This window comes from Bradyrhizobium liaoningense (genome assembly GCF_018130825.1).
In the GTDB taxonomy this organism is placed as follows: Bacteria; Pseudomonadota; Alphaproteobacteria; order Rhizobiales; family Xanthobacteraceae; genus Bradyrhizobium; species Bradyrhizobium liaoningense_B.
The window spans coordinates 994,519-1,015,334 of sequence record NZ_JAFCJS010000001.1 but is presented as its reverse complement, the minus strand read 5'-3'; the positions used below and the strand labels follow the sequence as shown (position 1 = coordinate 1,015,334).

16 protein-coding genes are annotated in these 20,816 nt (G+C 66.5%); 6 read left to right on the top strand and 10 right to left on the bottom strand.

Annotated elements, in window-relative coordinates; genetic code table 11:
- Window positions 1-79 precede the first annotated feature (79 nt).
- The 6 genes from accC to JQ603_RS04830 form a co-directional block, all read right to left on the bottom strand.
- The gene (accC, locus tag JQ603_RS04855; RefSeq protein WP_212336948.1) at window positions 80-1,438 is read right to left on the bottom strand and encodes an acetyl-CoA carboxylase biotin carboxylase subunit; all 1,359 of its coding nucleotides are present in this window, start codon (window positions 1,436-1,438) and stop codon (window positions 80-82) included.
- A gap of 60 nt (window positions 1,439-1,498) precedes the next feature.
- On the bottom strand, window positions 1,499-1,990 hold the full coding sequence (gene accB, locus JQ603_RS04850) for an acetyl-CoA carboxylase biotin carboxyl carrier protein (RefSeq protein WP_212336947.1): 492 nt from the start codon (window positions 1,988-1,990) through the stop codon (window positions 1,499-1,501).
- Between the two features lie 35 nt (window positions 1,991-2,025).
- Window positions 2,026-2,493 carry a type II 3-dehydroquinate dehydratase gene (gene aroQ / locus JQ603_RS04845; protein ID WP_018646964.1) on the bottom strand — a complete coding sequence of 156 codons (468 nt, stop codon included), beginning with the start codon at window positions 2,491-2,493 and terminating at the stop codon, window positions 2,026-2,028.
- 225 nt (window positions 2,494-2,718) lie between these two features.
- On the bottom strand, window positions 2,719-3,549 hold the full coding sequence (locus JQ603_RS04840; RefSeq protein WP_212336945.1) for a DUF1236 domain-containing protein: 831 nt from the start codon (window positions 3,547-3,549) through the stop codon (window positions 2,719-2,721).
- 211 nt (window positions 3,550-3,760) lie between these two features.
- Window positions 3,761-4,528, bottom strand: coding sequence for a DsbA family protein (locus JQ603_RS04835; protein ID WP_212336943.1), 768 nt, complete (start codon window positions 4,526-4,528; stop codon window positions 3,761-3,763).
- A gap of 95 nt (window positions 4,529-4,623) precedes the next feature.
- Entirely contained in the window at window positions 4,624-6,024 is a 1,401-nt protein-coding gene (locus tag JQ603_RS04830; RefSeq protein WP_212336941.1) for a M48 family metalloprotease, read from the bottom strand.
- 206 nt (window positions 6,025-6,230) lie between these two features.
- Between JQ603_RS04830 and JQ603_RS04825 the strand changes: the two genes are divergently transcribed.
- The 3 genes from JQ603_RS04825 to JQ603_RS04815 all read left to right on the top strand — a co-directional run bounded on the left by JQ603_RS04825 (window position 6,231) and on the right by JQ603_RS04815 (window position 9,483).
- On the top strand, window positions 6,231-7,418 hold the full coding sequence (locus tag JQ603_RS04825; protein WP_212336939.1) for a pyridoxal phosphate-dependent aminotransferase: 1,188 nt from the start codon (window positions 6,231-6,233) through the stop codon (window positions 7,416-7,418).
- A gap of 88 nt (window positions 7,419-7,506) precedes the next feature.
- Window positions 7,507-8,064 (top strand): biotin transporter BioY, encoded by a 558-nt coding sequence (locus tag JQ603_RS04820; RefSeq protein ID WP_212338194.1) that lies wholly within the window; start codon window positions 7,507-7,509, stop codon window positions 8,062-8,064.
- Between the two features lie 84 nt (window positions 8,065-8,148).
- Window positions 8,149-9,483, top strand: a complete 1,335-nt coding sequence (locus tag JQ603_RS04815) for a dicarboxylate/amino acid:cation symporter (protein ID WP_212336937.1) — start codon at window positions 8,149-8,151, stop codon at window positions 9,481-9,483.
- A gap of 28 nt (window positions 9,484-9,511) precedes the next feature.
- On the opposite strand, the gene JQ603_RS04810 is transcribed toward JQ603_RS04815, so the two are convergent.
- Complete coding sequence (locus JQ603_RS04810; protein WP_212336934.1) at window positions 9,512-10,396, bottom strand: SDR family oxidoreductase; 885 nt, start codon at window positions 10,394-10,396, stop codon at window positions 9,512-9,514.
- A gap of 92 nt (window positions 10,397-10,488) precedes the next feature.
- On the opposite strand from JQ603_RS04810, the gene JQ603_RS04805 reads away from it, so the two are divergent.
- Window positions 10,489-11,325 carry a helix-turn-helix transcriptional regulator gene (locus JQ603_RS04805; protein ID WP_212336932.1) on the top strand — a complete coding sequence of 279 codons (837 nt, stop codon included), beginning with the start codon at window positions 10,489-10,491 and terminating at the stop codon, window positions 11,323-11,325.
- Window positions 11,326-11,374: 49 nt separating this feature from the next.
- Complete coding sequence (locus JQ603_RS04800; protein WP_212336930.1) at window positions 11,375-13,471, top strand: tetratricopeptide repeat protein; 2,097 nt, start codon at window positions 11,375-11,377, stop codon at window positions 13,469-13,471.
- On the opposite strand, the gene JQ603_RS04795 is transcribed toward JQ603_RS04800, so the two are convergent.
- Together JQ603_RS04795 and JQ603_RS04790 are read right to left on the bottom strand one after the other, a co-directional pair.
- Window positions 13,468-14,700, bottom strand: a complete 1,233-nt coding sequence (locus tag JQ603_RS04795) for an NAD(P)/FAD-dependent oxidoreductase (protein WP_212336928.1) — start codon at window positions 14,698-14,700, stop codon at window positions 13,468-13,470. The two genes, JQ603_RS04800 and JQ603_RS04795, sit on opposite strands and share 4 nt — an antisense overlap.
- Window positions 14,701-14,721: 21 nt before the next feature.
- Entirely contained in the window at window positions 14,722-16,218 is a 1,497-nt protein-coding gene (locus JQ603_RS04790; RefSeq protein ID WP_212336926.1) for an amidase, read from the bottom strand.
- A gap of 209 nt (window positions 16,219-16,427) precedes the next feature.
- On the opposite strand from JQ603_RS04790, the gene JQ603_RS04785 reads away from it, so the two are divergent.
- Window positions 16,428-17,108 (top strand): helix-turn-helix domain-containing protein, encoded by a 681-nt coding sequence (locus JQ603_RS04785; protein ID WP_212336924.1) that lies wholly within the window; start codon window positions 16,428-16,430, stop codon window positions 17,106-17,108.
- Between the two features lie 66 nt (window positions 17,109-17,174).
- Here the strand turns inward: JQ603_RS04785 and JQ603_RS04780 are convergent, their stop codons facing one another.
- On the bottom strand, window positions 17,175-20,303 hold the full coding sequence (locus JQ603_RS04780; RefSeq protein ID WP_212336922.1) for an Rne/Rng family ribonuclease: 3,129 nt from the start codon (window positions 20,301-20,303) through the stop codon (window positions 17,175-17,177).
- Window positions 20,304-20,816 lie beyond the last annotated feature (513 nt).

Sequence of the window (20,816 nt, the reverse complement as noted above, 5' to 3'; positions counted from 1 at the left end):
ATCCAACGCCCCCTTTTTCAAATAGCTCCCAGCTGCTCAAAACGCCCGTAAAGGCAACGGGTTCCCCCGGGCGCGGGATTTATTTGGGGGTGGGTTCCGCCTTGCCGGCCAGATACTGTTCCAGCCAGTGGATGTGATAGTCGCCGTTGATGATGTCGTCCTCGCGCACCAGCGCGCGGAACAGCGGTAGCGTGGTCTCGATGCCTTCGACCACCATCTCGTCGAGCGCGCGGCGCAGCCGCATCAGGCATTCGGCGCGTGTCTTGCCGTGCACGATCAGCTTGCCGACGAGCGAGTCGTAATAAGGCGGGATCGTGTAGCCCTGGTAGACGGCCGAATCGATCCGGACGCCGAGCCCGCCGGGCGGATGGTATTGCTGGATCCGGCCGGGCGAGGGGCGGAAGGTCTGCGGATGCTCGGCATTGATGCGGCACTCGATCGCGTGGCCGATGACCTGGACTTCCTCCTGCTTCGCCGGCAGATCGCCGCCGGCGGCGATGCGGATCTGCTCCAGCACGAGGTCGATGTCGGTGATGCTCTCGGTGACGGGATGCTCGACCTGGATGCGCGTGTTCATCTCGATGAAGTAGAACTCGCCGTCCTCGAACAGGAATTCGATGGTGCCGACGCCGAGATATTTCATCTCGCGCATCGCTTTCGCGCAGGTCTCACCGATCTTGGCGCGCGCGGCGGCGGCCAGCACGGGCGAGGGGCCTTCCTCCCAGACCTTCTGGTGGCGGCGTTGCAGCGAGCAGTCGCGTTCGCCGAGGTGAATCGCGCCGCCGCGGCCGTCGCCGAGAATCTGGATCTCGATATGGCGCGGCTTCTGGAGATATTTTTCCAGGTAAACGGAGGCATCGCCAAAGGCGGATTTGGCCTCGTTGGCCGCCGTGGACAGCGCCAGCTGGAGGTCGGCCTCGCTGTGCGCGACCTTCATGCCGCGGCCGCCGCCGCCCGCCGCCGCCTTCACCAGCACGGGAAAGCCGATCTTCTTCGCGATCGCCATGGCGTCATCGTCGGGACCGACCGCGCCGTCGGAGCCGGGCACCACGGGGATGCCGAGCCGCTTGGCGGTCTTCTTGGCCTCGATCTTGTCGCCCATCAGGCGGATGTGCTCGGCCTTCGGGCCGATGAAATGCAGATTGTGCTCGCCGAGGATTTCCGCGAAGCGCGCGTTCTCGGACAGGAAGCCGTAGCCGGGATGCACGGCATCGGCGCCGGTGATCTCGCAGGCCGCGAGCAGCGCGGGCACGTTGAGATAGCTGTCCTTGGACGCCGGCGGCCCGATGCAGACGCTCTCGTCCGACAGGCGCACATGCATGGCGTCGGCATCGGCGGTCGAGTGCACGGCGACGGTCGCGATCCCGAGCTCCTTGCAGGCCCTGAGGATGCGAAGGGCGATCTCGCCGCGGTTGGCTATGAGGATCTTGTCGAACATGGTGCCCTTGAGGGACTGGCGCGCGGAAGGCTGCGAGGGTGGGCTGGCCGCCCCCAACAATTACTCGATGATGACGAGCGGCTCGCCGTACTCGACCGGCTGGCCGTCCTCGACCAGAATCTGCGTCACCGTGCCGGCGCGCGGCGAGGGGATCTGGTTCATGGTCTTCATGGCTTCGATGATCAGCAGCGTCTGGCCGACCGAGACCTTGGTGCCGACGTCGATGAACGGCTTGGCGCCGGGCTCCGGCGCCCAATAGGCGGTGCCGACCATCGGCGAGGTTACGGCGCCCGGATGCTTGGACAAATCGGCTGCTGCGGCTGCGGGCGCTGCTGCGGCTACGGCTGCCGGCAGGGCAGGAGCAGCCGCGAGCGGCATCGGCATCGTCGCGGCGACGCTGATGTTGCGGGCGACGCGCAGGCGCAGGCCCGCGCGCTCGATCTCGATCTCGGTGAGGCTGGTCTCGTCGAGCAGAAGAGCGAGCTCGCGGACGAGCGCGGAATCCTCGCTGGAAAACTTTGCGGCTGCTTTGTCGTCTGGCTGGCGCGCCATGTTGCTTGATCCGAATGTTCTGTTGGAAGGGAGCGTCAGGCTTTGGGCTTGATGCCGAGCTTGGCGGCAAGGCCCTGGATGGCGAGGCGGTAGCCCTCGATGCCGAAACCGCACAGCGAAGCGAACGCCGCGCGCGCGGTGTAGGAATGGTGACGGAAGCTCTCGCGGGCGTGGATGTTGGTCACGTGCACCTCGACCGTCGGAATCTGCACCGCGAGCAGTGCATCGTGCAGCGCGATCGACGTGTGCGAGTAGCCGCCGGCATTGATGATGATGCCCTTCATCTTGCGCGCATGCGCCTCGTGGATGAAGTCGATCAGCTCGCCCTCGCGGTTGGACTGCCGGCAGTCGGCCTTGAGGCCGAACGTCGCCGCCGTCTCGCGGCACAGCGCCTCGACGTCCGCCAGTGTCGCATGACCATACTTTTCAGGCTCGCGCGTCCCCAACATGTTGAGGTTCGGCCCGTTGAGAACGAGGATCGTGTCGGTTGCTGGTTCTGCCATTCCAATCCCGGAAGAGGTGCTTCGGCGTGGCGGGGTTATAGGTAACAAAGCGCCCTAGGGGAAGCCTTGAAGGACCTCCCAAGGGGCTTCAGGCACCTCATCCTGGGTGCAAAAACCTGTGCGGAAGCTACGGAAATTGCTTGTTAACCAGTCCAAAGCATGGCTGCCGGCCAAACGCAAGGAGGCGGGCATTGCTGCCCGCCCCCGGGATAGTTGTCGTCAACCCTAGACGTCGAGAACCGCGATGATCTCGTAGGTGTTCGGATCGATGATCACGATCTGCTCGCGGACCATGACATAGCGGTAGCTGCGCCACTCCGGATAGATCGTCGCAACCCGGGACGGCAGGGCGTGCAGCTCGATGCCCTCGCGCGGAATGCGGGTGCCCACCGAGATCGCGAAGTTCACATTGGTCACGGGGGCCACGCGCTGCTCGCGGATCACCGAGGTGATCTGGGTCCGCTGCTCGGTCGAGAGCTTGGCGCCGGCGCCAGCCTGGCCGACCGTCGTGTTGGTGCCGGTCTGGCCCTGGGCGTTCTGGTTGGTGCTCGTGCCAGTACCCTTCTGGGTCTCGGCATTGTTGGTCGAGGTGCCGCTCTTGCTGCCCTCAGCCTTCATGTCCTTGTCCTTCTGGCCGGACTTGGTGGTGTCCTGACTCATGCTCTTGGACTTGTCCTGCTGAGACTTGTCCATCTGACCTTGCGCGCGTTCATCGGTGCGCTGGCCCTTGGTCGCGCCGGCCTTGTCCTCGGCGGCGTTCTTGTTCATCTCGCGACCACGGTGCTCGTCCTTCATCGCGCCGGACGACTTGTCGTCGGCGGCCCGATCGGACTTCATGCTGCCGGCACCACCGGCCTGCCCAACGGTGCCCTTCTCATGAGCGGAGTCACGGCCCATCGAGCCGCGCTCAGCGGCGCCACCGGACGGCTGCGAATGCTGCATCTGCTGTTGCGAGCCAGCGCCGCCACTGTCGCGGCCCTTGTCTTGTGCGTTCGCCAGACCGGTGCCGGCGACGAGCGCCAGTGCGGCAACCGAGATCATAAAGCGGTTCAACATCGAAATTCTCCTCACGTGTTTCTTTGCGCGTCATTGCCCGCGCCGACAACGAAAGGAGATTTGAGTTGTTCCGGAACTTCGCCTGTTCCGTGGTATTTGTTTGTTGAATGCCGGATGAATGAGTTGGCAGGATTGCGCCAAGGTTTCGTGTAAGAAAAAGGCCGGCTTTTCAGCCGGCCTTTTCGCGCCTTCAATATCGAAAAACGTGCAATCAGCAGGTCGCCTTGCCGCAGCGGGCAATGCCGATCTTTTCCTTCAGGCCTTCAACGCCGACCGCGCCGATCACGATCTGCTTGCCGATCACGTAGCTCGGCGTGCCGTTCATGCCCATCGCCTCCGCGAGCTTGAAGTTCTCCTCGATCGTGGCGCGCACCTCGGGGCTGGCGATATCCTTCTCGATCTTCGCGGTGTCGAGCCCGGCTTCCTTGGCCGCCTGCATGGCGCGCGCCTTGTCGGCCGCGCCGCGGCCGCCGAGCAGCTTCTGGTGGAAGTCGAGATATTTCTTGCCGGTGGGATCCTGCATGCGCACGGCGACGGCGACCTGCGCCGCTTCCACCGAACCCTGGCTCAGCACCGGAAACTCCTTCAGCACGACCTTCAGCTTCGGATCGCTCTTCATGAGGCTGAGCATGTCGTCCATCGCGCGTTTGCAATAGCCGCAATTGTAGTCGAAGAACTCGACGAAGGTGACGTCGCCGTCCTTGTTGCCCAGCACGACCTGGCGCGGCGAGTTGAAGATCGCCTCCGCGTTCTGCGCGATGCTGGCTTCGTGCTTCTGCGTTTCGGCCGCGGCCTGGCGCTTGCTGAGCTCGGTCATCGCCTCTTCGAGCACCTCGGGGTGGGTGACGAGATAGTTCTTGATGATCGCCTCGATGTCGGTGCGCTGGGCATCGGAGAAGCTGTCGGCCGACGCGGGCGCGGCTGCGCCGAACATGGCGAGCGCAAACAGCGCGGGGGCAAGCAGACGCAGCGAAGGCATAGGCAAATCCTCTTATCCAAAGCAGGTTTCGGAAAACGTCCCGGCGGACTCAAAGCTCGGTGTCGTGACGTCGTGGTCTCAAGGCGTCGTTCTGGTCAGTTGCGCGGCGGCTTGGCCGCCACGATGTCGTCGGCCTTGACCCATCCGGGCGTGCCGACGGCGAAACGGGTTTTCGCGCGCGTTGCGAGCTCGCGGGCGGTCTTGTTGTCGCCGCGCAGGTAAGCGGCCTGCGCCGAGGCGAGATCCGCCTCGGCATAGTCGCCCTTCCGGCCATAGGCCATCGCGAGCTGGGTATAGCCGAGCACCGCCTCGGGCTCCCGCGCTACCGCGGCGCGGAGAATCCGAACGGCATCGTCGGTGTAGGCTTTATTATCGGTTCCAACCAGAGCCTGCCCAAGTAACATCTCGATGAGGGGCGAGTTGTTGGAGAGTTGTACCGCCTTGCGCAAGGGAGCGATGGCCTCGGCGGGCTTGCCGCTCTCGAGCAGGGCCTGGCCGCGTACCTCGTAGAAGTACGGGTTGTTGGGCTGGACCTGGATCAGCGCGTCGATCTGGGCGAGTGCGCTGCGCAGATCGCCGTGCAGATAGGTGCTGATGGCCCGGGCATAACGCGCCGGCATGCTGTCATTGGTCTGCGGATAGCGGCGATACACCGTCTCCGGCCGTTCCATGAACGCCGAGATCTTGGCGCGCACCATGTCGTGACGGAGCTGGAGCGCCGGATCGTCCTTCTTGTCCCAATAGGGACTGCTGCTGGCGAACTCCTGCAGTGCCGCGACACGCTCGGCAGGCATCGGATGTGACTGGAGATAGGGGTCGGCGCCGCGCGAGGCGAACAGGCTCTCGCTGGTGAAGCGCTTGAAGGTCTCGTACATGCCCTTCGGCGACTGCTGGGTCGCGGTCAGGAATTTCACGCCGGCACGGTCGGCGTTCTCCTCTTGCTGGCGCTGATAGGACAGCAGCGTGCGGCGGATCATCTCCTGGGGACCTGCGATCGCGGCAGCGCCCGCATTGGCAAGGCCGTTGTTGCCGGCGCTGGAGCTGCGGGTGCTGCCGGCGGCGATCGCGCCGGCGCCGAGCAGCATCGCGATGATCATCTGGGTCTGCGCGTTGGCGAGCTGCTCGCGCAGCTTGGACAGATGGCCGCCGGCCAGATGCCCGGTCTCGTGGGCGAGCACGCCGATGATCTGGTTCGGCGTCTCCGACTGGAGGATCGCGCCGTAATTGACGAAGATGCGGCGGCCGTCCGCGACGAACGCGTTGAACGAACCGTCGTTGATGATCACCATCTGGATGTTCTGCTTTTCCAGACCGGCGGCGCGCAGGATCGGGCGGGTGTATTCGCGCAGCAGCTGTTCGGTCTCGGTATCGCGCAGGATCGGCGGCCCCTTGCTCTGCGCACGTGCCGCCGGGAGCGGCGCCAGTGCGATCGCCGCGGCCGTGACGAGGGCGGTGAGGGCGGAGGCCTTCTTGCGCAATGCGGTCTGGAGCAACATCAAGCGGTCTGGGTCAAACGGTCTCGGCAAAGGGACCTGGAATGCAGTTTTCGTGATTGGTTTTGGCGATTGGCGGCGGACTGGATACGCGATATGGCCTATGAGCCGTACCCCTTATGAGCCGTACAATGCGGCCAGTCTGGGGCGCAAGCGCCCCGTTTTGAAGGACCGGACGGACCGGTCCGCCAGCGAAATAGCAGAAATCGATGCAGGATGCGACATTGAGGAACCGGTTGGGGCAGTGGCTCGAGCCCTCCCGCCGCAGCGACGTTCCCCCCTTCATGGTGATGGACGTGATGGCCGCCGCGGCCCGAATCGAGGCCGCCGGCGGCCATGTCATCCACATGGAGGTCGGCCAGCCCGCGGCCGGCGCGCCGAAAACCGCGATCGCGGCCGCCCATGCCGCGCTCGAGGCCGGCCGGATCGACTATACCTCCGCGCTCGGCATCCCCTCCTTGCGCGAGCGGATCGCGCGGCACTACCGCGACGTCCATGGGTGTGACGTCAGCCCCGAACGGATCGTGGTGACGACGGGCTCGTCCGGCGGATTCATCCTCGCGTTCCTGTCGATGTTCGAGCCCGGGGACCGCGTCGCCGTGACGGTGCCGGGCTATCCGCCGTACCGCCACATCCTGACCGCGCTCGGCTGCGAGCCGGTGCTGATCGAGACCACGAACGAGACGCGTCATGCGCTGACCGGCGAGGCGCTGCTCGCCGCGCATCGCAAGGCGCCGCTGAAGGGCGTGCTGGTCGGCAGCCCCGCCAATCCAACGGGAACGATGATGTCCCGCGAGGCGCTCTCCGGCCTGATCGCGGCGGCGGAAGACGCAAAAATCCGCTTCATCTCCGACGAGATCTATCACGGGCTGGACTACGCGTTTCCGGCGGTGACGGCAGCGGCGCTGTCGGACCACGCACTCGTGATCAACTCGTTCTCGAAATATTTTTGCATGACGGGCTGGCGCGTCGGCTGGATGGTCGTGCCCGAGGTTCTGGTGCGCCCGATCGAGCGGCTCCAGCAGAACCTGTCGATCTCGGTGCCGTCGCTGTCGCAGATCGCGGCCGAGGCTGCCTTCGACGGCGCGGCCGAGATGGAGGAGATCAAGCACGGCTATCAGGAAAACCGGCGCATTTTGATCGAGGGACTGCCCAAAGCGGGCCTCAGCAAGTTCTTGCCGGCCGATGGTGCGTTCTACCTCTATGCCGATGTGTCGGACTTCACTTCCGACAGTTTCGAATTCGCCAAGCAGATGCTGGAACAGGCCCATGTGGCGGCGACGCCGGGCGTCGATTTCGATCCCATCCATGGCCGTTCATTCATACGGTTCTCCTATGCCCGTTCGGCAGAAGAGATGCGGGAGGCAGTTGACCGGATCGCTCACTGGCTTAAATAGCCGCCAGTTTTCGCCAGCCTTTTCGGAGTGCAACTTGTCTGACCGTTCCGCGCCCATCGCCGCCACGCATTCTCCTCTCGCCGCATTGATGTGGCCGACCCGTCCGGGCGAAGCTGTCGGCGCACTGCGCGCTGTCGTGCTGGTCGCGCTCGGCACCGCCTTGATGGCGCTGTCAGCCAAGGTGAATCTGCCGCTGCCTTACGTGCCGATGACGTTGCAGACGCTGGTGGTGCTGATGATCGGCGCCGCCTATGGCTGGCGCCTTGGCAGCGCAACCATGATCGCCTACCTCGCCGAGGGTGCGCTTGGCCTGCCGGTGTTCGCCGGTCCCGTGGGTGGGATTGCACCGCTGGTCGGCCCGACTGCGGGCTATCTGTTCGGCTTCGTGCTCGCTGCCTTCGTGACCGGCTGGCTCGCCGAGCGCGGCTGGGATCGCAGCGTGGTCTTGCTGTTCGCCGCGATGGCCGTCGGCCACATCGTCATTCTGGCGGCCGGCTTCGGCTGGCTGGCCTTTGGCCTCGGTCTTGGCGTCGCCAAGGCTTGGCAGGTCGGCCTTGCGCCGTTCATCGCGGCGTCCCTGGTCAAGAACGCGCTGGGCGCGACGCTGATGCCGGCGGCGCGCCGGCTCGTCGACCGTCGCGGGTAAAGCGCACCATTCCGAGTGGTTCCAATTGACAGGGCCGGCCAAGTTGATCTTGGCTGGCCCCAATGTTTGAGGGGGAGTGAAACGATGACGACGACAACGATGGCGGGGGCGCCGGTCGCGCCGGCCGCAGCCAAGCCGTGGTACAAAATTCTCTATGTCCAGGTGCTGATCGCCATCGTGCTCGGCGCCATCGTCGGCTGGCTCTGGCCGACGTTCGCCACCAACGACTGGATCAAGGCGATGGGCGACGGCTTCATCAAGCTGATCAAGATGGTGATCGCCCCGATCATCTTCTGCACCGTGGTCTCGGGCATCGCGCACATCCAGGACGCCAAGAAGGTCGGACGCATCGGCGTCAAGGCGCTGGTCTATTTCGAGGTCGTCTCGACCTTCGCGCTGGTGATCGGCCTCATCGTGGGCAATCTCGTCAGGCCGGGCGCAGGCTTCGGCAACGCGGCGGCGAGCGAAGCGGCCGTTGCGAACTACGCCAAGCAGGCCGCCGGCCAGAAGTCGGTCGACTTCGTCCTGCACATCATTCCGGACACCGTGGTCGGCGCCTTCGCGCAAGGCGAGATCCTGCAGGTGCTGCTGTTCTCGGTGCTGTTCGGCTTCGCCATCATGAGCCTGGGTGAGCGCGGCCACACCATCCGCAGCTTCATCGACGATGCCGCGCATGCGGTGTTCGGCGTCATCTCGATCGTGATGCGCGCGGCGCCGATCGGCGCGTTCGGTGCGATGGCCTACACCATCGGCAAGTTCGGCACCGGCGCGATCCTCAACCTGATCGGCCTGATCGCGACGTTCTACGTCACGGCTGCGCTGTTCGTGTTCGTCGTGCTCGGCATCATCGCACGCATGGCCGGGTTCTCGATCTTCAAGTTCCTCGCCTACATCAAGGACGAGCTGCTGATCGTGCTCGGCACCTCATCGTCGGAAAGCGCGCTGCCGTCCTTGATGGAGAAGCTGGAGCGGCTCGGCTGCTCGAAGTCGGTGGTCGGCCTCGTGGTGCCCACGGGCTATTCGTTCAACCTCGACGGCACCAACATCTACATGACGCTGGCGACGCTGTTCATCGCCCAGGCGCTCGGCGTCGATCTCTCCTTCGGCCAGCAGCTGACCATCCTGGTGGTGGCGATGCTGACCTCGAAAGGCGCCTCCGGCATCACCGGTGCGGGCTTCATCACGCTGGCGGCAACGCTCGCGGTGGTGGATCCGCGCCTCGTGCCGGGCATGGCGATCGTGCTCGGCATCGACAAGTTCATGAGCGAATGCCGCGCACTGACCAACCTGTGCGGCAACGGCGTGGCCTGCGTGATCGTCGCCTGGTGGGAGGGTGAGCTCGACCGCGACAAGCTCAACGCCAATCTCTCCAAGCAGATCGATCCGACCGACATGGAAACGGCGATCACGACCGACTGATCCGGATCGGACGGCGCGAGCCGCGCCGTCAGACCTTGAAGTAATGGGGCTGGTCGAGATCCTCGATCAGCCCTTTTTCTTTCGGCTCCCAGCCGAGAGCTGCGCGCGTCTTCGCGCTCGAGGTGGGGACATCGATGCCAGCGAACCGCGCAAACCAGCCGAAATGCTGCTCGGCTTCGTCAGCGGATTTCGAGACCACTGATACGGCGAGCCTTTTGCCGATCACCTCCGCAATCTCCTTGAACGGCACGCCTTCCTCGGCGATGGCGTGATAGCGGCGGGCGGATGCGCCTTGCTCCAGCGCGAGCCGGTAGACCCGCGCGGCATCGATGCGGTGCGCGGCCGGCCAGCGGTTGCTGCCATCGCCAATATAGGCCGCGGCGCCTTTTTCTCGGGCGATCGCGATGAGGCGCGGGACAAAACCGTGGTCACCCTCGCCATGGGTCGTGGGCGGAAGCCGCACGATGCCGGCGCGGACGCCTTGCTGCATGAGGTCTTCGGCGGTCGCTTCCGAAACGCGGGGAAAGTGGCGGGCCGCCGCGTCATCCTCGGTCGCGAGCCGTCCCGGCGCGAGCAGGGCCACGCCTGACGTGACGATCAGCGGCCGATCGGAGCCTCTGAGCTCTTCGCCGATGGCCAGGATAGCGCGGCGGTCGAGCTCGCAATTCTCGGTGAATTTCGAGAAGTCGTGGTTGAAGGCGAGATGAAGCACGCCGTCGGAGGCAGCCGCGCCGCTGCGCAAGGAAGCATGGTCCTCCAGCGAGCCGCGATGGACCTCGGCGCCCATCGCCGCGACGGTCGCCGCGCCGGCGTCGGTCCGGGCGAGGCCGGTGACAGTGTGGCCGGCGGCGATCAGGTCCCGCACGACGGCGGAGCCGACAAAGCCGGTGGCGCCGGTGACGAATACACGCATGAGATATCTCCTCGGGGTTGGTGGAGACGACCATCTACGCTAGGATTATCCGGGTAAAGTAGTGACATTATCAGGGTATAATAGCTAACAGGATGAGCGAGACCGCGACCGCCGAAAACCTGCTCGGGACCTACCTGAAGGACCGCCGCACCCGGCTCGATGCCGCCGCGTTCGGCCTCAGCGGCAGCCGCAGGCGCACGCCCGGGCTCCGACGCGAGGAGGTGGCCCAGCGCGCCAATATCAGCCCGACCTGGTACACCTGGCTGGAGCAGGGCCGCGGCGGGGCGCCATCGGCCGACGTGCTCGACCGTATCGCCCGCGCCTTGATGCTGACCGATGTCGAGCGCGAGCACCTGTTCCTGATCGGTCTCGGCCGGCCGCCCGAGGTGCGCTATCAGGCGGCGGAAGGCGTCTCGCCGCGGCTGCAGCGCGTGCTCGACGCGCTCGCGTTCAGCCCCGCCTTGGTGCGCACCGCGACCTGGGACGTCGTCGCCTGGAATCGGGCCGCAAGCGTGGTGCTGACCGACTACGGCGCCATCCCGCCGGGCCAGCGCAACATCCTGCGCTTCATCTTCTGCGATCCGCGCGTGCGCGCCGCGCAGTATGACTGGGACAGCGTCGCCCGCTTCGTGGTGGCGGCGTTCAGGGCGGATGCCGCGCGCGCCGGCGCCGTCTCGCACGTCGCCGATTTCGTCGACGAGCTGTGCCGCACCAGCCCGGAATTCGCGGCGCTGTGGCGCGACAATGACGTCCGCCATCATGGCGACGGCACCAAGCGGCTGCGGCATCCCGTTCACGGCACCATGTCGTTCGAATATTCGAGCTTCAATGTCGAGGGCCGGCCCGATCTCAGCATGATCGTCTACAACCCGGCGACGCCTGATGACGCCGACCGGATCAGGACACTGCTCACTGAGCGCGCCGACTGACGGAATTTTCGATCTCGCGCGTTTAACCCGCATCTCGGAGCTCGAAGGGGTGGGTGGCATCGTGGGCAATGCGGCTGTGAATCCGATTGTGTTGCAGGCGGCGGAGCATTTTGCGGCGGGGCGGCCGGATGAGGCGGATGCACTCTGCGCGGAGGTTCTGAAGGCCGACCCGGATCACGTCCCGGCATTGCATCTGGCCGCCGTCGCCGCCTTCGTCAGCGACCGTGCGGCAGAGGGCGCCGCGCTGCTCGGCCGCATCTTCAGCGTCGATCCCGAGCACGCGCCGGCGCTCGTCACGCTCGGCGATGCGCTCGCGGTGAAGGGCGAGCAGGAGGGGGCGGTCGCCGCATTCCGGCGCGCGCTGGTCCGGCGGCCTGATGATGCCGGCCTGCACAACAAGCTCGGCGTGGCGCTCGGCGAGCTCGCGCGCTTCGACGAGGCCGAGGCCGCCTATCGCCGCGCGCTGGCGCTCGATGCGCATCTGACGCGGGCCTGCTTCAACCTCGCCGTCGTGCTTGCGGAGCAGGGGCGGCTCGCGGAGGCCGAAGAGGCTTATCGCGCGGTGATCGCGCGGGAGCCTTCATATCGCGGCGTCTGGCTCAATCTCGGCAATCTCCTTGTGGACCAGGCGCGCCTCGACGAGGCGGAGGCGGCCTATCGCCGCGCGCTCGACGAAAACCCCGATGATCCCAGGCTGCTGTGCAATCTCGGCGAGGTGCTCTATCGGCGAGGATTGCTCGAGGACGCCATCGTCCAGTACCGCCGCGCGATCGCGCTTGCGCCGGATAATGCTCCGGCGCTGCGCCTGCTCGGACTCGTCCTGCACGAGGCAGGTCGCCTGCAGGAGGCCGCCGAGATCTACAGGCGGAGCTTTGCGCGTGATCCGTCGGATCACGTGATCGCCAGCAATCTTGGCGCCTGTCTCTCCGAGCTCGGCGCGCTGGACGAGGCGATTGCATCTTGCGAGCACGCGCTGCTGCTGAAGCCGGATCATGCCCCGGCCTGGACCAATCTCGGCATCATCTTCGAGAAGCAGGAGTGCGCTGCCGATGCGGTCGCGGCGCACCGCTGCGCGGTCGTCGCCGATCCCAACTATGCCAAGGGCCACGCCAATCTCGCGGTCGCGCTGCGCAATGCCGGCGAGATCGACGAGGCGCTCGCGGTTTCGCATCGTGCGATTGCGCTCGATCCGGAGCAGCCGCTGGCGCAGTACAACCACGCGCATTTCCTGCTGATGAACGGCCATTTCGCTGAAGGTTTCGATGCCTATCGCTGGCGACGGAAGTGCAAGATGCTGTCGGACGGCGATCCCGTGTTCGCCGAGCCGGAATGGCAGGGCGAGCCGCTCGAGGGGCGTACATTGCTGCTGTTCGCCGAATACGGCCTCGGCGACGCCCTGCATTTCGTGCGCTATGTGCCGATGGTGACGGCGAAGGGCGGACGGATCATTTTGCAGGTCCAGCCCGCGCTCGCCGTGCTGCTGCGGCAGCTGCCCGACGTCACCGTGATCCCGCGCGGCGCGCCGCTGCCGCCGTTCGATCTGCAACTGCCGCTGATGAGCCTGCCGCGCATCTTCGGCACCACGCTCGACACCATCCCGGCGGACGTTCCCTACCTGCATCCCGATCCCGCAAGACTGTCACGCTGGCGCGCGGCGCTTGGGGAGGTGACGGCGCTGAAGGTCGGCGTGGTCTGGGCCGGCAATGCCAGGCACAAGGGCGACCGCCAGCGCTCGCTCTCCGCGGAGGCCATGCTGCCGCGCCTCGCGATGCCTGGCGTGCAGCTTTACAGCCTGCAGAAGGAGCCGCGGCCGGAGGATGCTGCGGTGCTCGCGGCCCTCGGCCCTGACATCATCGATCTTGCGCCCGCGCTCGGCGATTTCGCCGACACCGCGGCGGCGGTCGCGGCGCTCGATCTCGTCGTCGCCGTCGACACGTCGGTCGCGCATCTCGCCGGCGCGCTGGGACGCACCGTGTGGATGCTGACGCCTTACGCGCTCGACTGGCGCTGGCTGCGCGATCGCGATGACAGCCCGTGGTATCCGACCATGCGGCTGTTCCGCCAGCGCAGCCCCCGCGAATGGGACGATCCGTTGCTGCGCCTCTCGGCTGCGCTCGCGGTGCTTGCCGCAAGCGCGGAGGGCTAGAACCGTTCCGGCCGGTACGGCGCGGGATCGATCGACGGCGTCTCGCCGCTCATGATCTCGGCGAGCAGGCGCCCGGTCGCAGGCCCCAGAGTAAAGCCCTGGTGGCCGTGACCAAAGTTCATCCAGAGGCCGGGATGGTGCGGGGCCTGTCCGAGCACCGGGAGCATGTCAGGCGTGCAGGGGCGGGTGCCGAACCACGGATCGGGCTCGACGCGCTTGCCGAGATCGATCAGCTCGCGCGCGGAGGCTTCGGCGCTGGCGAGCTGCACCGGTGTTGCGAGCGCATCGGGACCGGTCAGCTCGGCGCCGGTGGTGATGCGGATGCCCTTGGCCATCGGACCCATGGCGTAGCCGCCGCCCTTGTCGACGAGCGGCAGATCGAGCGAGGCACCGCCGCTGTAATGCATGTGGTAGCCGCGCTTGCGCACCAGCGGGATGCGATAGCCGAACTTGAACAGGAGATCCGGCGACCATGGCCCGAGCGTCACGACGGCATGGGCGGCGTCGATGCGCCCCTGATCGGTGTCGACCGACCAGCCGCTCGCGGTCTGCTGCAGCGACTGCGCATCACCGAGCACGATTCTGCCGCCGAGGCGCACGAACAGTTCGGCATAGGCCGTCACCAGCGCGCCCGGATCGGACACCGTCCAGGTGTCGAGCCAGTGGATCGCGCCGGGCAGATCGTCGCGCAGGATCGGCTCTGCCTTTGTCAATTCGCTGCCTGACAACACGCGAAAGTTCACGCCGAATTCGCGCTGGTCTTGCTCCGCGTCCTTGATCGAGTGCTCCAGGGCGGCGGCGTCGCGGTACAACGCGCGATAGCCGGCGCGGCGGATCAGATTGTCGGCATGGGCCTCGCGAATGAGGGTGTCGTGCTCGCTCGTGGCGTAGCCGATCAGGCGCGCCCAGCCGACGATGGCTTCGCGATGTCGCTTCGGCGCCGAATGCCACCAGTAGCGCAGCAGCGGCTCGATGTGGCGATGAAGCGAGGACAGGCTGTAGCGCACGTCGTTGGTGCGGCCGGTCGCGATCTTCACGAGCGAAGCGAGGTCGCGCGGCATCGGGTAGGGGCGCACGGCTTCGGCCTGGATCATCCCGGCATTGCCATAGCTGGTCTCGCGGCCCGGCTCCCTGCGGTCGACGAGCGTGACGGCCCAGCCGCGCCGCTGCAGGTGCAGCGCCGCACCCACACCGACCATGCCGCCGCCGAGAACGATCGCGCTTTGCATCGGACAAATTCTCCTGTCAGGTCATTCCCAGGTGAGAAAATCGGGCGCGGCCGACAGCGGCGGCGCCGCGGCGAGCCGTGCGAGGTCGGGCACGGGCCGGCACAATTGCGCATCGTTCGCGAACGCGGCCTCGATGCTGGCGGCAACCGAGAGCACGATGGCATCGCCGCCGCGCGGACCGACGATTTGCAGGCCGAACGGCAGGCCGCCCTCGTCGAGACCGAGCGGAATGCTGATCGCGGGATGTCCCGCAAGCGTGACGGCATAGGCGAGCGCGAGCCAGTGGAAATAGGATTTGGTCGGCACGCCGTCGATCTCGGCGGGATAGAGCTCCGACCAGGGACGCGGGCTCAGCGTGATGGTCGGGCTGATCAGCACGTCGCAATTTGCGAAGAAGGTCTGGTAGGCGCGATAGATCCGCGTCTGCGTCGTGGCCGCGCGGGCGTAGTCTTCGAGTGCATAGCCGAGGCCTTCCTCGACATTGGCGCGGACGTTCGGTCCGAGCATCCCGGGACGCTCCTTGTAATTCTTGCCATGCGTCGCCAGGAACATGCCTGCGCGCAGCACGGCGAAGGTGTCGTCCGCACCGGTGCAGTCGGGGCTCGCCTCGCGGCGTTCGGCGAACAGCGGCGCAAGCTTGCTCACGCGATGGCGGAATACGCGGCGGATCGCCTGCTCGGTGGGTGCGAAGCCGAAATCTTCGGTGAAGGCCAGACGCAGCTTGCCGAGATCGGCGGGGCGCGGCGCGGCCCAGCGCTCGGCGCGCGCACGCATCGGCTCGCCGGGCAGGGTGTAGGCGAGCGGATCGCGGGCATCGTCGCTTGCCATCACCGACAGCATCAGCGCGGCGTCAGCGACGTTGCGCGCCATCGGTCCGTCGGTCGAGAGGTTCGACCAGCCGAAGATGCGTTTTTCACTTGGTACGAGACCGTAGGACGGACGCATGCCGACGATGCCGGAGAAGCCGGCCGGATTGCGCAAGCTGCCTCCGGTGTCGGAGCCCGAGGCGAGCGGGGCCATGCCGCAGGCGAGCGCGACCGCCGAGCCGCCGGAGGAGCCGGCCGCCGAGCGCATGGGATCGAACGGATTGCCGGTCGCGCCGAACACGGGATTGCGGGTATTGCCGCCCGCCGCCCATTCCGGCGTGTTGGTCTTGCCGAAGATGATGGCGCCGGCCGCGCGCAAGCGAGCAACCGAGCCCTGGTCGGCGACGGGCACGTTGTCGCGCAGCAGCGGGCTGCCATAGGTGGAGCGCATCCCGGCGGTGTCCTGGGTGTCCTTGATCAGGACCGGCAGGCCGTGCAGCGCGCCGCGATCCTCGCCGCGCATGATCTCCGCCTCGGCCGCCTTCGCAGCTGCGCGTGCGCCAGGCTCGTCCAGCGTCACAACGGCGTTGACGGCGCCGTTGACCGCGGCGATGCGCGCCAGGCAGGCGTCGAGCAGCTCGACAGGCGAGATCGTCCGCGCGGCCAGCAGGCGGCGCAGCTCAACGGCACTGGAATCGCACAGTTCGGTCAACACCCGCTCCCTTTCAAATTATGAAAACGATTTAGCATATCGGAAAGCAGAGTGGCGCACCAATATTCGTCAGACCGAGCTATTTCATACGCCAGTGGCTCCCGGGTTGCCCAGTCAGCTGCCAACTAGGACCGTTTCGGACTGTTTCGGTCGAAAAGATTAGGTCGATCGATCAACTATTTTTCTTCCGTCGTGCTAGCATCGTGATCATGAGTGAAATCACGACGCCCGAAATTGCCAATTCGCAGCTCGGCCAGTGCCTCAAGGCCGCCCGCCAGACGCGCGGGCTGACGCTGAAGCAGGTGGCGGAGCGGACCGGGATGGCGCTCTCGACCTTGTCCAAGGTCGAGAACGGCCTGATGTCGCTGACCTACGACAAGCTGCTCCAGCTCACCTCGGGCCTGAAGATGGAGATCGCCGAGCTGTTCAATCCGGCGGTCGCGGCGCCAGCACAGGGGCGGCCGGTGACGGCGCGGCGCAGCATCAGCCGGGCCGGGCAGGGCCAGGTGATCACCACGAAGTTCTATACCTACACCTATCAATGCACAGACCTGATCGGCAAACGCATGGTGCCGATCGTGGCCGAGGTTCGCGCGCGCTCGCTGGAGGAGTTCGGCCCGCTGCTCCGCCATAGCGGCGAGGAGTATTTCGTGGTGACGCGCGGACGCGTCGCCGTCCACACCGAGTTCTACGCGCCGGAGATCCTGGGCGAGGGCGACGGCATCTATCTCGACAGCACCATGGGCCACGCCTACCTCAACGCCGGCGAAGCGGCTTCCGCAACAGGCGTCTGTCTCTGCACCAGCGAGGCGCCCGATCTCTACGACCAGCTTCGCCAGATCGCGGCGCGCGACGTCGCGCCGCTCGGGGATGACGAGCTGCCGTCGTAGCGCTTGAGCTAGTCCCGAAACGAAAAACGCCCGGCCAGGCCGGGCGTTTTTTATTTTGTGTCGGGCCTATTCGCCGCCGCCGAAGCGGCGGGACCACCAGCCGGCGCGGCGCGGCGCGGCCGGCGTTTCGGTTGCCGCTTCCGGCGCGGGCTCAGGGGCCGGTGCCGGCGGAGCGACCGGCTCCGGCGCTGCGGCAACTGGCGTTGCCGGCTCGCTCGTGCTGCTCGACAGGAAGCTCACCTTTTCGCGGACCGTGGAGCGGCGCCGCGCGGTCTTGTCGTCGGCGGGCTCTTCGTCCGCTGCAGCGACAGCCGGCTCAGGCTGCGCCGGTGCCTCAGCCTGCACCTCGGCGCGGGGCTCGGGGTCGGTCACGTATCGAGTGACTTGCGGCTCGGCGGCGGGTTCGGCCTCTGCGATCGAGGGCGCAGCCTCGCCGTCATTGCCGTCGAAATCGGCAACCGCATCGCTCGCTTCCGGCGGCGCACTCGCAGCGAACTCGTCGCTGATGGAGCCGGCAAGACCTTCTTCGCTTCCGCCGCGACGGCGGCGTCCACCACGGCGACCACGCCGACGCCGGCGCTCGCCGCCGCCCTGCTGCTCGCCACGGGCTGCCTGTTCGTCGCCTTCCTCGCCGTCCTGCTCGGCCTCGGCCTCTTCCTCGCCTTCGCTCGCGATCATCGCCGGCTCGGGCAGGGTCGGTGCCGCATCCTCACGCAACTCGCCGTCGCGCTGGCCACCGCGGCCGCGCCGGCGTCGGCGGCGCTTGCGGCGCTGGCCGTCCTGCTCGGCGGCTGCCTCGCCGGCAGCCTGCTCCTCGGTGAGACCTTCGGTCTCCTCGGACTCGATCTCGGATTCCAGCTCCGGATCGAACTCCTCGTCGTCATAGGCTTCTTCAGCCTGGGGCGGTGGGCTCGCAGCGGCCTGCGCCGCGAGCAGCGCCTTGGCGGCTTCCAGCGTGTGCACCTGCTCGCCGCGGTCGATGAGGTAGGCCTGCGGGCCGCTGACGCTGGGATCGGCAATCACCGCGAGCGTGACCTTGAAGCCGTTTTCGAGATCGCGCAGATGGCCGCGCTTGTGGTTCAGGACATAGAGCGCGACGTCGGTGCGGGTGCGGACCACGAGATTGTGGGTCGCGCCCTTCATCAGGATCTCTTCGAGGCCGCGCAAGAGCTGCAGCGCCACCGAAGACACCGAACGGACATGGCCGGTGCCGCCGCAATGCGGGCAGGGATCGGTCGAGCTCTCGAGCACGCTGGCGCGGATGCGCTGGCGCGACATCTCCAAGAGGCCGAAATGCGAGATGCGGCCGACCTGGATGCGCGCGCGATCCTGCCTGAGGCAGTCGGACAGCTTGCGCTCGACCGCCCGGTTGTTGCGCTTCTCGTCCATGTCGATGAAGTCGATGACGATCAGGCCGGCGAGGTCGCGCAGTCGGAGCTGGCGGGCGACCTCTTCGGCCGCCTCCAAATTGGTCTTGAGCGCGGTATCCTCGATATGGTGCTCGCGGGTCGAGCGTCCCGAGTTGACGTCGATCGAGACCAGCGCCTCGGTCTGGTTGATCACGACATAGCCGCCGGAGCGAAGCTGCACGGTCGGCGAGAACATCGCGTCGAGCTGGCTCTCGACGCCCATGCGCGAGAACAGCGGCTGGCCGTCGCGATACTGCTTCACCGCGCTGACATTGGCGGGCATCAGCATCTTCATGAAGTCGCGCGCTTCGCGGTAGCCGCCTTCGCCGGCAACCTGGATCTCGTCGATCTCCTTGTTGTAGAGGTCGCGCAGCGAGCGCTTGATCAGCGAGCCTTCCTCGTAGACGAGGGTCGGGGCCTGCGACTTCAGCGTCAGATCGCGCACCGTCTCCCACATCCGGATCAGGTACTCGAAGTCGCGCTTGATCTCGGGCTTGGTGCGGGAGGCGCCTGCGGTGCGCAGGATGATGCCCATGCCCTCGGGCACGTCGAGATCCTGCACCACTTCCTTCAGGCGCGAGCGGTCCTGCGCGCTGGTGATCTTGCGGCTGATGCCGCCGCCACGCGCGGTGTTGGGCATCAGCACGGCGTAACGGCCGGCGAGCGAGAGGTAGGTCGTGAGCGCTGCGCCCTTGTTGCCGCGCTCTTCCTTGACGACCTGCACCAGCATGACCTGGCGGCGCTTGATGACTTCCTGGATCTTGTACTGGCGGCGCGGGCGGAAGGTGCGCTCCGGCACTTCCTCCAGCACGTCGTCGCCGCCGACGGATTCGACGACTTCCTCTTCGGCTTCCTCGCCGTCTTCTTCGTCCTCGTCGTCGTCTTCGCCGGCTGCTTCCGCGGCTTCGGCATGCGGCGCTTCAGTGTTCTCGCCGGCGGCGTAGACGGCATCTGCCGGCTCCGTGGCCGACGTCACGGCTTCGGCGAGGGCCTCGGCATGTGCTTCGAAGGCATGTGCTTCGGAAGCGTGAGCCTCGACGGCGTGACCTTCGAAGGTTTGGGCCTCCTGCGGCTCGGCAACGGGCTCGCTGGCCACGACAGGTTCTGCGCCAACCGCGGCGACGGGCGCGGGCGTCTCATCGGCATGGTCACGGTCGTGATGATCGTGTTCGCCGTCATGACCATGGTCGTCATGATCGTGAGGGTGATCATCGTCATGGGCGTGGTGATGGTCGTCGTGCCCGTGGTCGTCGTGATCGTGCTCGCCGTGCTGCTCCGCCTCGGCGTGCAGATGCTCGCCCTCGAGCGTAGCGCCTTCCGTGTACTCCGGCAGAGACGCACCCTCGAGCGGCTGGGCGGCGGGATCGGCGCCGGCGTCGAGGCCCTCGACGATCTCGCTGCGTACGCGCTCGCCGTGACCGCGGCGGCGGGCATTACGGTGGCGCGAACGGCGGCGGCCGTGGGAGCGGTTCTCGCTCTCTTCCTCGGCCTCGCGATGGGCCTGCTCCTCGGCCTCGATCAGCGCCTGCCGGTCGGCGACGGGGATCTGGTAGTAGTCGGGATGGATTTCGCTGAAGGCGAGGAAGCCGTGGCGGTTGCCGCCATATTCAACGAAGGCGGCCTGGAGCGAGGGTTCGACCCTTGTGACCTTGGCGAGGTAGATGTTTCCGCGCAGTTGCTTGCGTTGCGCGGTCTCGAAATCAAACTCTTCGACGCGATTGCCGCGGACCACGACGACCCGGGTCTCTTCCGGGTGGGTGGCATCGATCAACATCTTGTTGGGCATGTCTTAACTCTTGGCGGCGGCGGGCGCGACTCACCGTGGGCGCGATCTGCGCTGCCGGGTGACGCGACGGTCCACCTGATTCGGGGGTGAGGGGAAGGCCGAAACACCGTCTCTCGCGCCTTGCCGAACCGGAAGCCTCAGGACCACAGCGGCGCGCGGGATTGTCACTCCGCAGCGTCGCGAATGGTCCTTCAGAGTTCGTCGGCACAGTCTGGCGCATCAAGCGTCGGCCCGTATGAAACACTGGGCGGCGGGGCCGCCCCTCAATCAGTTGCTGCTGGCCAGGCATGGCGCGAGCGCGCTCGCCCTGGGGGATCACGAACCGTCCCCTTGGGATCAAGGGACCGGGTAATGGGTTACGCCGCTGTCAGAACCGTCCCGGAAACGTGGTAACCGGGAACCGTCCGCCGCCGGAGCTTGGCCCGCTCCGCCTCGCTGCCGCGCACCGCGCTGGTCTTAGAGGGGAACGGAAAACGCTGGAATTCCCAAACCTTGGGAGCTCCGGCGCTGCAC

Bases quoted from the DNA above. Each gene is read 5' to 3' on its own strand.
- JQ603_RS04780 (WP_212336922.1), bottom strand. From the start codon at position 20,303: ATGCCCAACAAGATGTTGATCGATGCCACCCACCCGGAAGAGACCCGG.
- JQ603_RS04830 (WP_212336941.1), bottom strand. From the start codon at position 6,024: ATGTTGCTCCAGACCGCATTGCGCAAGAAGGCCTCCGCCCTCACCGCC.
- JQ603_RS04840 (WP_212336945.1), bottom strand. From the start codon at position 3,549: ATGTTGAACCGCTTTATGATCTCGGTTGCCGCACTGGCGCTCGTCGCC.
- JQ603_RS04835 (WP_212336943.1), bottom strand. From the start codon at position 4,528: ATGCCTTCGCTGCGTCTGCTTGCCCCCGCGCTGTTTGCGCTCGCCATG.
- JQ603_RS04815 (WP_212336937.1), top strand. From the start codon at position 8,149: ATGACGACGACAACGATGGCGGGGGCGCCGGTCGCGCCGGCCGCAGCC.
- JQ603_RS04825 (WP_212336939.1), top strand. From the start codon at position 6,231: ATGCAGGATGCGACATTGAGGAACCGGTTGGGGCAGTGGCTCGAGCCC.
- aroQ (WP_018646964.1), bottom strand. From the start codon at position 2,493: ATGGCAGAACCAGCAACCGACACGATCCTCGTTCTCAACGGGCCGAAC.
- JQ603_RS04785 (WP_212336924.1), top strand. From the start codon at position 16,428: ATGAGTGAAATCACGACGCCCGAAATTGCCAATTCGCAGCTCGGCCAG.
- accC (WP_212336948.1), bottom strand. From the start codon at position 1,438: ATGTTCGACAAGATCCTCATAGCCAACCGCGGCGAGATCGCCCTTCGC.
- JQ603_RS04795 (WP_212336928.1), bottom strand. From the start codon at position 14,700: ATGCAAAGCGCGATCGTTCTCGGCGGCGGCATGGTCGGTGTGGGTGCG.
- accB (WP_212336947.1), bottom strand. From the start codon at position 1,990: ATGGCGCGCCAGCCAGACGACAAAGCAGCCGCAAAGTTTTCCAGCGAG.
- JQ603_RS04820 (WP_212338194.1), top strand. From the start codon at position 7,507: ATGTGGCCGACCCGTCCGGGCGAAGCTGTCGGCGCACTGCGCGCTGTC.
- JQ603_RS04810 (WP_212336934.1), bottom strand. From the start codon at position 10,396: ATGCGTGTATTCGTCACCGGCGCCACCGGCTTTGTCGGCTCCGCCGTC.
- JQ603_RS04805 (WP_212336932.1), top strand. From the start codon at position 10,489: ATGAGCGAGACCGCGACCGCCGAAAACCTGCTCGGGACCTACCTGAAG.